Origin of the sequence: Pseudooceanicola endophyticus (assembly GCF_018760365.1) — a bacterium.
GTDB classification, from domain to species: Bacteria; Pseudomonadota; Alphaproteobacteria; order Rhodobacterales; family Rhodobacteraceae; genus Pseudooceanicola; species Pseudooceanicola endophyticus.
In genome coordinates, this window is the sequence record NZ_JAHIAB010000005.1 from 262,660 (window position 1) to 274,805 (window position 12,146).

Below are 12,146 nucleotides of genomic sequence, written 5' to 3' on the forward strand. Positions count from 1 at the left end.
ACCATGGATGCCTCCTTCCGGGCCGGCGTGGCGGTTGCCTCTGGGCATTCCTCCGCACTGGTGTTAATGTTTCCGTAATGTTCTCTCATTCCGCTTGGACGGCGCCGATGGCTCCTCTATGTCTTCGCGGAGTGGTTTCTCCCAGAGGTGCGTCATGGCTGAGCAGAAGTTTATCGAGGTGCGCGGCGCGCGCGAACATAACCTCAAGGGGATCGACGTGGAGATCCCGCGCGACCAGTTCGTCGTGATCACCGGCCTCTCGGGGTCCGGCAAGTCGAGCCTCGCCTTCGACACGATCTATGCCGAGGGGCAGCGGCGCTATGTCGAAAGCCTGTCGGCCTATGCGCGCCAGTTCCTCGACATGATGGAAAAGCCCGATGTGGATCACATCAGCGGCCTGTCTCCGGCGATTTCCATCGAGCAGAAGACCACCTCGAAGAACCCGCGCTCGACCGTCGGCACGGTGACCGAGATCTACGATTACCTGCGCCTGCTCTTCGCGCGTTCCGGCACGCCCTACAGCCCGGCGACCGGCCTGCCCATCGAGGCGCAGCAGGTGCAGGACATGGTGGACCGGGTGATGGGCATGGAGGAGGGCACGCGTGCCTACCTGCTGGCCCCCATCGTGCGCGACCGCAAGGGCGAATACCGCAAGGAATTCCAGGAGCTTCAGAAGCAGGGCTTCCAGCGCATCAAGGTGGACGGAGAGTTCTACGAGGTCGACGCCGTACCGAGCCTCGACAAGAAGTTCCGCCACAATATCGACGTGGTGGTCGACCGGATCGTCGTGCGCGCCGGGATGGAGACGCGGCTGGCCGACAGTTTCCGCACCGCGCTGGATCTGGCCGACGGCATCGCCGTGCTGGAGACCGCGCCGAAGGAGGGCGATCCCGAGCGCACCACCTTCTCCGAGAAATTCTCCTGCCCGGTCAGCGGGTTTTCCATTCCCGAGATCGAGCCGCGGCTATTTTCCTTCAACGCGCCGGACGGCGCCTGCCCGCATTGCGACGGGCTGGGGATGGAGCTGTTCTTCGATGAGCGTCTGGTGGTGCCCGATGCCCAGCTGAAGATCGCCGACGGCGCGCTGGCGCCCTGGCGCAAGGGCAAGAGCCCCTATTTCCTGCAGACCATCGAGGCGCTTGGCCGCCATTACGGTTTCGATCCCGACACCCGCTGGAAGGACCTGCCGAAGAAGGTGCAGAAGGTCTTCCTGTATGGCTCCGGCACCGAGGAAATCCCGTTCCGCTATGACGAGGGCGGGCGGATCTACAACGTCACCCGCACCTTCGAAGGCGTCATCCCCAACATGGAGCGCCGCTATCGCGAGACCGACAGCAACTGGGTGCGCGAGGAGTTCGAGAACTACCAGAACAACCGTCCCTGCGGCCATTGCGAGGGCTACCGCCTGAAGCCCGAGGCGCTGGCGGTGAAGATCGCGCATCTGCATATCGGCGAGGTCACGGCCATGTCGATCCGCGAGAGCTACGCCTGGATCGACACCGTGATGGAGCAGCTTTCGACCCAGAAAGCGACCATCGCGCGGACCATCGTCAAGGAGATCCGGGAGCGCCTTGGATTCCTGAATAACGTGGGTCTTGAATACCTTACGCTCGCCCGTTCAAGTGGTACGCTAAGTGGCGGCGAAAGCCAGCGGATCCGTCTGGCCAGCCAGATCGGCTCGGGTTTGACGGGGGTTCTTTATGTTCTGGATGAACCCTCCATCGGGCTGCACCAGCGCGACAACGGGCGGCTGCTGACCACGCTGAAGAACCTGCGCGATCAGGGCAACTCGGTCCTGGTGGTGGAACATGACGAGGAGGCGATCCGCGAGGCGGATTACGTCTTCGACATCGGTCCCGGCGCCGGGGTGCACGGTGGCAATGTCGTCGCCAAGGGCACGCCCGAGGAGATCGCGGCCGACAGCGCCAGCCTGACCGGGCAGTATCTTTCGGGCAAGCGTGCCATCGAAGTGCCCCAGACCCGGCGGGCCGGCAACGGCAAGGTGGTGCGGATCGAGAAGGCCAGCGGCAACAACCTGCGCGACATCAGCGTCGATTTCCCGCTGGGCAAGTTCGTCTGCGTCAGCGGCGTGTCGGGCGGTGGCAAGTCCACCCTGACCATCGAGACGCTGTTCAAGACCGCCTCCATGCGGCTGAACGGCGCCCGCCAGACGCCCGCCCCCTGCGAGACGATCAAGGGGCTGGAGCACCTCGACAAGGTGATCGACATCGACCAGCGTCCGATCGGGCGCACGCCGCGGTCGAACCCGGCGACCTATACCGGGGCCTTCACCCCGATCCGTGACTGGTTCGCGGGGCTGCCGGAATCCAAGGCGCGGGGCTACAAGCCCGGGCGCTTCAGCTTCAACATCAAGGGTGGTCGCTGCGAGGCCTGTCAGGGCGATGGTGTCATCAAGATCGAGATGCACTTCCTTTCCGACGTTTACGTGGAATGCGAGACCTGCAAGGGCAAACGCTACAACCGCGAGACGCTGGAGGTGAAGTTCAAGGGCAAGTCCATCGCCGATGTCCTTGATATGACGGTGGAAGAGGCGCAGGACTTCTTCCAGGCCGTGCCCTCCATCCGCGAGAAGATGGATGCGCTGATGCAGGTGGGGCTGGGCTATATCAAGGTCGGCCAGCAGGCGACGACGCTTTCGGGCGGCGAGGCGCAGCGGGTGAAGCTGTCGAAGGAACTGGCGCGGCGCTCGACCGGGCGGACGCTCTATATCCTCGACGAGCCGACGACGGGCCTGCATTTCGAGGATGTGCGGAAGCTTCTTGAAGTGCTGCATGAACTGGTCGAGCAGGGCAACACCGTGGTGGTGATCGAACACAACCTCGATGTCATCAAGACCGCCGACTGGATCATCGACATCGGCCCCGAGGGCGGTGATGGCGGTGGTCAGGTGGTGGCCGAGGGCACGCCCGAGGAGGTCGCCAAGGTCGCGGCCAGCCACACGGGCCGCTACCTGGTCGACATGCTGAAGGCGGGTCGCGTCGCCGCCGAGTGATCCGGCCCCAAGGGGTCAGCGGATCATCATCGTCTTGCCATCCTCGAGCATCACCTTCCCGATGACCTCGCGGGTGGCAAGATCGGCCTTCACCACCTGGCCGTCGACATCGAAATATACCCAGCCGTTCGCGGGTGCGGGGAGGCCGCGCCGCTCGGTGCCCAGCAGCACCATGTAGTTCATCGGCAGCACATCGCCGGGCGCGACGCCCTGGATGATCTTCGGGCCGGTCAACCGTGCCGGACCGGTGTTGATCGAGACCAGGGGGGCGTCCTGCGCGACGACGGGGGCAGAGAGCAGGCTGGCGCTGGCTGCAAGAACCAGGCCCAGTGACAGGCGTGTCATGGGGTCTTCCTTCGGCTGGCGGTTTGAAAAAGGCCCGGGCGTTTCCACCCGGGCCGTCTGGATCAGTTCAGGACGTCGTTCACCGCGTCGATCAGGCGCAGGATCTTCATCGTGTCGTTGTCGACCAGCGCGATGCGGTGGTCGCCGACGCGGTAATAGGTGCGGTGACGGTCCAGCCCGTAGACCGAGGGGTCGCGCAGCAGGTAGATGCCGTCGCGGCGCGGATCCAGGCGGTCTCCGACGGCATAGGGCGCCATCTTCTTGGCCAGCCCCGGCGGCACGCAGGAGGGCGATTTCTTCGCCAGCCCGGGCGGGCAGCCCTGGGCGCCGACCTTCAGAAGTTCGGCCTGGAAAGCGGATTCGGGAGTGTTGGCCGTGGCAGCGAGGGGCAGCAGGGCGGCCAGTGCGAGGGGCAGGGCGAACGCGATCTTGCGGGTCATCTGTCTTTCTCCGGGCTGGGACCGGTGTGGGTCCTGGCGGCTGTTTCTTGCCGATAAAACGAAGAAACGCCCCGGAAGGTTCCGGGGCGGTTCAAGTTTTCGTCAGCCTGCGGGGCTGGCAATCAGTGGCTGGCCAGTGCCGTCAGGGCAGCGAACAGGCCGATGGCCGCGATGATCTCGCCCGAGTTGTCGTTGACCTTCACGATGCGGTCGCCGTCGCGACGGTAGCTTTCGCCCTTCGGCAGCGGCGGCAGCTTCTTGTATTTCGAGGCATCGACGCGCGGCAGGTCGCGGCCCGGACCCCGCCCGTTGTCCTGATGGCCCTTGGGGGCCTCGGCGCGGCGCTCGTCATGTTTTTGCGGCGCATGGCCCTTCTGGTTGCCGTGGTCATCCGATTTCTTCGGGCCGGCGCAGTTCTGGCCGGGGGCGCAGTTGCCCGGGCCGTCATGCCCCTGGGCAGAGGCGATGCCGGGGACGGCGGCCAGACCCAGAACCATGGAGGCGATCAGGGCGGCGCTCAGCGGGCGGCGGGTGCGATTGATGGTCATGTCGTTTCCTCCAGGAAGGTGTCTCTTGCTGTGTTCAGGTATAGAACGCACGGGGCCGTAGATTCCGTTCCAAAAATTTTCTGCACACCCGGGACTGGAGATAAATGGCGGGAAAATTCGCAAGTGACTGAACTGGATAGGCTATTTTTGACGTCGCGGCAGCACGTCTTTCTCTGAACCTCTGAGGGATCAAGAAAAGCGTGGGCCCCGCACGCAAAAAGGCGACCCCGGGGGGCCGCCTTTCGCGATGTTGCGACGGATCCCTGAAGGATCAGTCCATGGCCTTGAAGTTGAATTCGCCGCCGTCCTTGATGCCAGAGAACCAGCGCGAGGTGACGGTCTTGGTGCGGGTGTAGAAGCGGAAGGCGTCGGGGCCGTACTGGTTCAGGTCGCCGAAAGCCGATTTCTTCCAGCCGCCGAAGGTGAAGTAGGACAGCGGCACCGGGATCGGGAAGTTGATGCCGACCATGCCGACGTTGACGCGGGAGGCGAAGTCGCGGGCGACGTCGCCATCGGCGGTGTAGATCGCCGTGCCGTTGCCGTACTGGTTGTCCATCGTCAGCTTGAGGGCTTCCTCATAGGTCTCGGCGCGCACCTGGCTCAGGACCGGGCCGAAGATCTCCTGCTGGTAGATGTCCATGTCGGGGGTGACGTTGTCGAACAGCGTCGGGCCGACGAAGAAGCCTTCCTCATAGCCCTGCAGGGTGAAGTCGCGGCCGTCACGCACCAGCGTTGCGCCCTGGTCCACACCCGAGGTGATCAGACCCTTGATCTTGTCCTGAGCCGCCTTGGTGATGACGGGGCCGTAGTCGACATCGTCGCCGGCGGTGTAGGGGCCGACCTTCAGCTTCTCGATGCGCGGGATCAGCTTTTCGATCAGCGTGTCGGCGGTCTTCTTGCCGACCGGCACCGCGACCGAGATCGCCATGCAGCGTTCGCCGGCAGCGCCGAAGCCCGCACCGACCAGCGCATCTGCGGCCTTGTCCATGTCCGCATCGGGCATGATGATCATGTGGTTCTTGGCACCGCCGAAGCACTGGGCGCGCTTGCCGTTGGTGGCGGCACGACCGTAGATGTACTGCGCGATCGGGGTCGAGCCGACAAAGCCGACGGCCTGGATGGTTTCGCTGTCAAGCAGCGTGTCCACGGCCAGCTTGTCGCCGTTGACGACCTGCAGCACGCCGTCGGGCAGGCCGGCTTCCTGCAGCAGCTCTGCCAGACGCAGGGCGCAGGAGGGGGTGCGCTCGGAGGGTTTCAGCACCATGGCGTTGCCGCAGACGATGGCGGGGGCCATCTTCCAGAGCGGGATCATGGCGGGGAAGTTGAACGGCGTGATGCCGGCCACGACGCCCAGCGGCTGACGCATCGAATAAAGGTCGATGCCCGGACCGCCGTTGTCCATGAACTCGCCCTTCATCATGTGCGGGGCGCCCATGCAGACCTCGACCACTTCCAGACCGCGCTGGACGTCGCCCTTGGCGTCGGGGATGGTCTTGCCGTGCTCTTTCGAGATCAGCTCGGCCAGCTCTTCCATGTGCTCGTTGATCAGGGCGCCGAACTTCATCATCACGCGGGCGCGACGCTGCGGGTTGGTGGCGGCCCACTTGACCTGCGCTTCGGCGGCGGCGGCGATGGCGGCTTCGACTTCCTCGACCGAGGCCAGCGGCACCTTGGCGATGACTTCGCCGGTCGCGGGGTTCGAGACATCGGTGAACTTGCCGGACGTGCCCTTGACGTGCTGGCCGTTGATGAAATGCGTCAGTTCCTGCATGGGAAACCCTCCTTTGGACTTGGAGAGACTGTAACCTTGCAAATTTGCCCGATAAACAGGAAATTCCACAAATAGGCTTTGCAGGGATGCAAGATGAACTGGGATGACCTGAGATGTTTCCTGTCCGTGGGCCGGCTGGAAAGCCTGTCGGCGGCGGCCCGGCAGCTGCGCATCGACCCGGCGACGGTGGGTCGGCGCATCGCGCGGCTGGAAGAAAGCATGGGTGCGGCGCTGTTTGCCAAGTCTCCGCAGGGCTATGCGCTGACCGAGGCGGGCCAGCGGCTGATGGGCCACGCGACGCGCGCCGAGGCGGCGCTGGCCGCCGGCGAGGCCGAGGTGGCCGGGCAGGGCGCGGCGGGCCTGTCGGGGCAGATCCGCATCGGCGCGCCGGACGGGGTGGCGAACTTCCTGCTGCCGCAGGTCTGCGCCTCGATCTCGGAGGAGAACCCCGAGCTTGAGATCCAGATCGTCGCGCTGCCGCGGCTGTTCAACCTGACCAAGCGCGAGGCCGACGTGGCGATCACCGTCTCGGCCCCGACGGCGGGGCGGCTGATGGTCAAGAAGATCTCGGATTACCACCTGCATCTGGCGGCGACGCGGGACTACCTGGCCCGGACCCCGCCGATCCGCGAGCTGATGGACCTGCGACATCATCGCCTCGTGGGCTATATCCCCGACATGATCTTCGACAAGGAACTGGACTACCTGGGAGAGGTCGGCGCAGAGCGCGTGCCGCTGGCTTCGAACTCTGTCTCGGTGCAGTTCAACTGGATCGCCGCCGGTGCGGGGGTTGGCATCATCCACGATTTTTCCCTGCCGCATCAGCCGGATCTGGTGCGCGTCCTGCCCGAGCGGATCTCGCTCCGGCGCAGCTTCTATCTGGTGCGCCATGCCGACGACACGCGGCTGGAGCGGATGAACCGTTTTGCCACCCTGCTGTCGGACCGGCTGCGCGGAGAGATCCAGCGCCGTGAAGCCATCCCTTGACAGATCAGGGGTCCGTCACCGACGCTGAGGGTGGAGGACTGGAGATCTTGAGGGAGGAATCGGATGCTTGTGCAGCAGATACTCAAGGCCAAGGGGGAGGCGCGGGTCATCACGGTGACACCGGACACGCCGATCCGCGAGGTCGCGGAGTTGCTGAAGGCGCATCGTATCGGCGGTGTCGTCATCAGCTATACCGGAAAACATGCCGACGGGATCCTGTCGGAGCGTGACCTGGTGCGGGGCCTGGCCTCGCGCGGGGCGGCGATCCTGGATCTGCCGGCAGAGGCGCTGATGACGCGCACGCCGCAATGCGGCACGCCGGACATGCCGGTGCTGGAAGTGCTGAGCCGGATGACGGAGGGGCGTTTCCGCCACATGCCGATCACCGAGGACGGAGAGCTGGTGGGCATCGTCACCATCGGCGACGCGGTGAAGGCGCGGCTGGACCAGCTGGCAATGGAGAAGGATGCGCTGGAAGGCATGATCATGGGCTACTAGGGCCCTCGCCATTGACGGGTCCGGGTCTCGGGCCCGAGGTTCGGAAGCCGTGACCGGATGTGGCTTCCGGAGGGGAGGGACGGTCATTTCACGCTGGGGAGCCATCTGAGATGGATGCGGGACCGTCCCGTCCGGCGCCTCGACCGGCATCATGAAGACGCATCCAATGTTCTTCGCCGGTCGGGGCGGTTTCCATCCGCCTTCCGCCGGGGCGCCGCCCGGCCAAAAGGGTGGGGCGAATGCCCGCAATCGGGCGTCCGGGGGTTGCAAACCCTTGCGCGATATTGTTGCTTCCGCCCGGACGCAACCCGAGGAGGCCCCCATGCGCATCGGTCTTTACCCCGGCACTTTCGATCCGATCACGCTTGGCCACCTGGACATCATCCGGCGGGCCTCGGCCCTGGTGGACCGGCTGGTGATCGGTGTCGCGATCAACCGCGACAAGGGGCCCCTGTTCTCGCTCGAGGAGCGGGTCGAGATGATCGAGGCCGAATGCGCCCGTCTCTCGGAGGAAATGGGGATCGAGATCGTCGCCCATCCGTTCGAGAACCTGCTGATCCACTGCGCCCATGATGTCGGTGCCTCGATCATCGTGCGCGGGCTGCGGGCGGTCACGGATTTCGAATACGAATTCCAGATGGTCGGGATGAACCGGATGCTCGACAGTTCGATCGAGACGGTTTTCCTGATGGCCGATACCCATCATCAGGCCATTGCCTCCAAGCTGGTGAAGGAAATTGCCCGGCTGGACGGCGAGGTGTCGAATTTTGTCACCCAATCGGTGGCCGAACGGCTGCGCGCCAAGCTGGACAAGCGCTGAGAGCGGGCGCCGCCCTCAGGCCGCCGCGCCGATGCCGCGGATGAAGGCGGCGCAGGTCTCGGGCTGGGTCATCGGCAGCATGTGCCCGCCCGGCACCATCTGCAGCGTGATCCCGGGCCGTTCGGCGCAGAAGGCCGTGCCATGCACCCGGGCTTCCAGGATCAGGTCGCCGGTGCCGAACAGGATGCCGGCGGGCAGGGTCAGGCGGCGGCTGGCCTCGGCGATCTCCGTCAGCCCGGTGGTCGAGGCCCGGTATTCCCGGCTGGTGTGATAGAAATGCCCCGGGCGCAGCCCCAGCAGCGCGCCGCCGCGCAGGGCCGCCTCGGCGGGCGGGGCCTCGGGACCGTAGAGCGCGGCCAGGATCTGCGGCGTGGCGCGCAGCGCCCCCGGGGTGGCCAGTGTCCAGCTGTAGAGCCGGCGCAGCAGGTCGCTGCGGATATCGAGCGGCTCGAACATCGGAGAGGGCGGCTGACCCGGCGTGGTCAGCGGCGACAGCAGCGCCAGGCCCCGCAACCGCTCCGGCGCGGCGGCGGCCATGGCCAGGGCGATCGCCCCGCCCAGCGAATGGCCCACCACCAGCGGTTTTTCCAGCCCGAGGACCTCCATCAGCTCCAGCATCCGGGCGGCATTGTCGGCGGGGGCGGCGGGATCCTTGCGGGGCCGTTCGGACCAGCCCATGCCGGGGCGGTCCGGCACGATGACCCGGTGATCGCGGGCCAGCGCATCGATCAGCCCGAGGTCGAAGTTGCCCAGCTGGCCGCCCAGCCCGTGCAGCATCAGGATTGCCGGTCCGGTGCCGCGCTCGACATAATGCAGCCGGCCCGTCGACAGGGTCGTGAACTGGCCGCGTGGCGGCACCAGCGCCTCTGCCCGGCGCTTCCAAAGCAGGCTGTAGAGACCCAGGGCCGCGAGGCAGAGGACGGCGACGATCCCCGCGATCTCAATGACGTTCATGCTGCCCCGGTCTCCCTTCGTGCCAGGCCCCTCAGTGCCAGAAGGCGATCCACGTGATGAAATCCACGCCCTTGCGCAGAAGAAACAGCGTGGTGGTGCCCTCCCGGGCCAGATGATCCCAGACCAGGAAGGCGGCGTTGCCGCTTCCCAGCACCAGTGCCAGCCTGTTCGACATCCATGCCCTCCACCGCGATCCTGCCAAAGCATAAGGGGCCGTTCAAGAACAACTCCTGAACGGCCCCCGATTATTTGGAAACGAACCTGTATCTTTAGATCAGGGATCCCATGTGCGCGGCCATGTCGGCCATGCGGTTGGAGAAGCCCCATTCGTTGTCGTACCAGCTGAGGATCCGCACCATGGTTCCGTCCAGAACCTTGGTCTGGTCCAGCGCCAGGGTGGAGCTGTGGGCATCATGGTTCAGGTCGACCGAAACCAGGGGCTCTGCGGTATAGCCCAGGATGCCCTTCAGCGGGCCGTCGGCGGCGGCGATGATGGCGGCGTTGATCTCTTCGGCGGTGGTTTCGCGCGCGGCGGTGAAGGTCAGGTCCACGCAGGAGACATTGGGCGTTGGCACCCGGATCGCCACGCCGTCCAGCTTGCCCTTCAGCTCGGGCAGCACCAGGCCCACGGCCTTGGCGGCCCCGGTCGAGGTCGGGATCATCGACATGGCCGCGGCGCGGGCGCGGTAAAGGTCCTTGTGGGTGCGGTCCAGCGTCGGCTGGTCCCCGGTGTAGGAGTGGATCGTGGTCATGAAGCCGGTCTTGATGCCCACCAGGTCGTTCAGCACCTTGGCAACGGGGCTGAGGCAGTTGGTCGTGCAGGAGGCGTTCGAGACGACGGTATGCTCGGGCTTGAGGCTCAGGTGGTTGACGCCGAAGACGGCGGTTGCATCGGCCTCGGAGCAGGGGGCGGAAACCAGCACGCGCTTGGAGCCATTGGCAAGGTGACGCGCGGCGGCCTCTCGCTTGACGAAGAGGCCGGTGCATTCCAGCGCGATGTCCACGTCGCCCCAGGGCAGTTCCTCGGGGTTGCGGATCGCGGTGACCTTGATCTTGTTGCCGGTGCCGACATCCATCCAGTCCTCGCCGGTGGTGACCTCTCCGGCGAAGCGGCCATGCACGCTGTCGTAGCGGAACAGGTGGGCATTGGTGTCCACCGGGGCCAGGTCGTTGACGGCGACGACCTCGACATCGGTGCGCCCGCTCTCGGCGATGGCGCGCAGCACGTTGCGCCCGATGCGTCCGAATCCGTTGATCGCGACAGTGGTAGCCATGGTGATCCTCCCGGCACCGCGCCCGCGGTGCGCTTGCAGTTGCAGTCCCTTCCGGTGGCCCGGAAATTTGACCACTTGATACCGCTAGCGCTAACAGTTTGTCCAGTGTCTCGTCCCGTCTCCGACCCGGGATCGGGTGAAACGTGAAAACCCCGGAGGTGCGGGGCACGCTCCGGGGCAGGTTGGTTCGTCGGGGGGCGGCCCGCTGACGGGCCGGGATCTTATTTCTGAAGGCGGCCGAGGGCGGCAGCGACATCCGCCATGCGGCAGGAGAAGCCCCATTCGTTGTCGTACCAGGCCAGCACGCGGACCAGGCGCTTGCCCATGACCTTGGTCTGGTCGGGCGCGAAGATCGAGGATTGCTCGGTATGGGTGAAGTCGATCGAGACCTTGGGCTCGGGATCGTAGCCCAGCACATGACCCATGTGACCGGCGGCGGCTTCGCGCACGACCTCGTTCACGTCGTCCACGGTGACGTCCTTGCCGGCCATGAAGGTCAGGTCGACGCAGGAGACGTTCGGGGTCGGCACGCGGATCGCCGAACCGTCCAGCTTGCCGGCCAGTTCCGGCAGCACCAGCCCCAGAGCCTTTGCGGCCCCGGTCGAGGTCGGCACCTGGCTCATGGCGGCGGCGCGGGCGCGGTAAAGATCCTTGTGACGACGGTCCAGGGTGGGCTGGTCGCCGGTGTAGGAGTGGATGGTGGTCATGATCCCGCTCTCGATGCCGATGGCATCGTTGAGGACCTTCGCAAGCGGCGCCAGGCAGTTCGTGGTGCAGGACCCGTTCGAGATCATCGTGTCGCCTTCCACCAGGTCGCGGTGGTTGACGCCGTAGACGATGGTCTTCTGGACGTTCTTGGCGGGGGCAGAGATCAGGACCGACTTGGCGCCGCGCTCCATGTGGACCTTGGCCTTGTTGCCGTCGTTGAACACGCCGGTGCATTCCAGCACGACGTCGATGCCCTCCCAGTCCAGCTCGTCGGGGTTGTAGGTCGAGAAGACCTCCATCGGGCCGCGACCGATATCCATCGTGTTGCCGGCGATCTTCACCTCGTTGCCGAAGCGGCCGTGCACGCTGTCGTATTTCAGCAGGTGGGCATTGGTCTCGATCGGGCCGGTGGCGTTGATCTTGACGACCTGCACGTCGTTGCGCGCCGCCTCGGCGATATGCGCAAGCGTGCAGCGACCGATGCGGCCGAAACCGTTGATTGCCAGAGTGACCGTCATGTCCCGTGTCTCCTGCTAACGAACCTGTCGGTTAGATAGGGCAAAGAGGGACCCGGGGTAAGGGGGAATTCTGTTTTCTGCCAGTATGTTAGCGAAAACATCACGGCGCTGCCCATGGTTGCGCTAACCTTGGCGCTGCCGGTGGCGCTAACTTGTGCTGCGCAGCAGCATCGGGTGTCTCGGACCCTGAGAATCGCCTGTCCGAAAGCGAGTCAGGGGGCTCCGCCCCCGGCTCCTGCGGAGCCTCCCCCGAGGTATTTGGAACAAGAA

12 protein-coding genes are annotated in these 12,146 nt (G+C 65.4%); 4 read left to right on the top strand and 8 right to left on the bottom strand.

Annotated elements, in window-relative coordinates; all coding sequences use genetic code 11:
• The first annotated feature begins 154 nt into the window (after positions 1-154).
• The gene (uvrA, locus tag KM176_RS11245) at positions 155-3,013 is read left to right on the top strand and encodes an excinuclease ABC subunit UvrA (protein WP_160896787.1); all 2,859 of its coding nucleotides are present in this window, start codon (positions 155-157) and stop codon (positions 3,011-3,013) included.
• A gap of 15 nt (positions 3,014-3,028) precedes the next feature.
• On the opposite strand, the gene KM176_RS11250 is transcribed toward uvrA, so the two are convergent.
• From KM176_RS11250 to KM176_RS11265, 4 genes are all read right to left on the bottom strand, one after another.
• Positions 3,029-3,358, bottom strand: coding sequence for a hypothetical protein (locus KM176_RS11250; RefSeq protein WP_160896786.1), 330 nt, complete (start codon positions 3,356-3,358; stop codon positions 3,029-3,031).
• 62 nt (positions 3,359-3,420) lie between these two features.
• The gene (locus tag KM176_RS11255) at positions 3,421-3,798 is read right to left on the bottom strand and encodes an excinuclease ABC subunit A (RefSeq protein ID WP_160896785.1); all 378 of its coding nucleotides are present in this window, start codon (positions 3,796-3,798) and stop codon (positions 3,421-3,423) included.
• A gap of 122 nt (positions 3,799-3,920) precedes the next feature.
• A complete protein-coding gene (locus tag KM176_RS11260; protein ID WP_160896784.1) occupies positions 3,921-4,346 on the bottom strand; it encodes a hypothetical protein in 426 nt (141 codons plus the stop codon).
• A gap of 271 nt (positions 4,347-4,617) precedes the next feature.
• On the bottom strand, positions 4,618-6,117 hold the full coding sequence (locus KM176_RS11265) for a CoA-acylating methylmalonate-semialdehyde dehydrogenase (RefSeq protein ID WP_160896783.1): 1,500 nt from the start codon (positions 6,115-6,117) through the stop codon (positions 4,618-4,620).
• A gap of 93 nt (positions 6,118-6,210) precedes the next feature.
• Between KM176_RS11265 and KM176_RS11270 the strand changes: the two genes are divergently transcribed.
• The 3 genes from KM176_RS11270 (at position 6,211) to coaD (ending at position 8,422) form a co-directional block, all read left to right on the top strand.
• The gene (locus KM176_RS11270) at positions 6,211-7,104 is read left to right on the top strand and encodes a LysR family transcriptional regulator (protein ID WP_160896782.1); all 894 of its coding nucleotides are present in this window, start codon (positions 6,211-6,213) and stop codon (positions 7,102-7,104) included.
• A 63-nt stretch (positions 7,105-7,167) separates the two neighbouring features.
• Positions 7,168-7,602: a CBS domain-containing protein gene (locus tag KM176_RS11275; RefSeq protein WP_160896781.1), complete on the top strand. Its 435-nt coding sequence runs from the start codon at positions 7,168-7,170 to the stop codon at positions 7,600-7,602.
• Between the two features lie 322 nt (positions 7,603-7,924).
• Positions 7,925-8,422 (top strand): pantetheine-phosphate adenylyltransferase, encoded by a 498-nt coding sequence (coaD, locus tag KM176_RS11280; protein ID WP_160896780.1) that lies wholly within the window; start codon positions 7,925-7,927, stop codon positions 8,420-8,422.
• Between the two features lie 15 nt (positions 8,423-8,437).
• Here the strand turns inward: coaD and KM176_RS11285 are convergent, their stop codons facing one another.
• From KM176_RS11285 to gap (KM176_RS11300), 4 genes are all read right to left on the bottom strand, one after another.
• Positions 8,438-9,376: an alpha/beta fold hydrolase gene (locus KM176_RS11285; RefSeq protein WP_160896779.1), complete on the bottom strand. Its 939-nt coding sequence runs from the start codon at positions 9,374-9,376 to the stop codon at positions 8,438-8,440.
• A gap of 31 nt (positions 9,377-9,407) precedes the next feature.
• Positions 9,408-9,551 carry a hypothetical protein gene (locus KM176_RS11290; protein WP_160896778.1) on the bottom strand — a complete coding sequence of 48 codons (144 nt, stop codon included), beginning with the start codon at positions 9,549-9,551 and terminating at the stop codon, positions 9,408-9,410.
• Positions 9,552-9,645: 94 nt separating this feature from the next.
• Entirely contained in the window at positions 9,646-10,650 is a 1,005-nt protein-coding gene (gap, locus tag KM176_RS11295) for a type I glyceraldehyde-3-phosphate dehydrogenase (RefSeq protein WP_160896777.1), read from the bottom strand.
• A 221-nt stretch (positions 10,651-10,871) separates the two neighbouring features.
• Entirely contained in the window at positions 10,872-11,876 is a 1,005-nt protein-coding gene (gene gap, locus KM176_RS11300; RefSeq protein WP_160896776.1) for a type I glyceraldehyde-3-phosphate dehydrogenase, read from the bottom strand.
• Between the last annotated feature and the right edge of the window lie 270 nt (positions 11,877-12,146).

Excerpts from the sequence above, each read along its gene's own strand:
- uvrA (WP_160896787.1), top strand. The coding sequence starts at position 155 with ATGGCTGAGCAGAAGTTTATCGAGGTGCGCGGCGCGCGCGAACATAAC.
- KM176_RS11250 (WP_160896786.1), bottom strand. The coding sequence starts at position 3,358 with ATGACACGCCTGTCACTGGGCCTGGTTCTTGCAGCCAGCGCCAGCCTG.
- KM176_RS11255 (WP_160896785.1), bottom strand. The coding sequence starts at position 3,798 with ATGACCCGCAAGATCGCGTTCGCCCTGCCCCTCGCACTGGCCGCCCTG.
- KM176_RS11260 (WP_160896784.1), bottom strand. The coding sequence starts at position 4,346 with ATGACCATCAATCGCACCCGCCGCCCGCTGAGCGCCGCCCTGATCGCC.
- KM176_RS11265 (WP_160896783.1), bottom strand. The coding sequence starts at position 6,117 with ATGCAGGAACTGACGCATTTCATCAACGGCCAGCACGTCAAGGGCACG.
- KM176_RS11270 (WP_160896782.1), top strand. The coding sequence starts at position 6,211 with ATGAACTGGGATGACCTGAGATGTTTCCTGTCCGTGGGCCGGCTGGAA.
- KM176_RS11275 (WP_160896781.1), top strand. The coding sequence starts at position 7,168 with ATGCTTGTGCAGCAGATACTCAAGGCCAAGGGGGAGGCGCGGGTCATC.
- coaD (WP_160896780.1), top strand. The coding sequence starts at position 7,925 with ATGCGCATCGGTCTTTACCCCGGCACTTTCGATCCGATCACGCTTGGC.
- KM176_RS11285 (WP_160896779.1), bottom strand. The coding sequence starts at position 9,376 with ATGAACGTCATTGAGATCGCGGGGATCGTCGCCGTCCTCTGCCTCGCG.
- KM176_RS11290 (WP_160896778.1), bottom strand. The coding sequence starts at position 9,551 with ATGTCGAACAGGCTGGCACTGGTGCTGGGAAGCGGCAACGCCGCCTTC.
- gap (WP_160896777.1), bottom strand. The coding sequence starts at position 10,650 with ATGGCTACCACTGTCGCGATCAACGGATTCGGACGCATCGGGCGCAAC.
- gap (WP_160896776.1), bottom strand. The coding sequence starts at position 11,876 with ATGACGGTCACTCTGGCAATCAACGGTTTCGGCCGCATCGGTCGCTGC.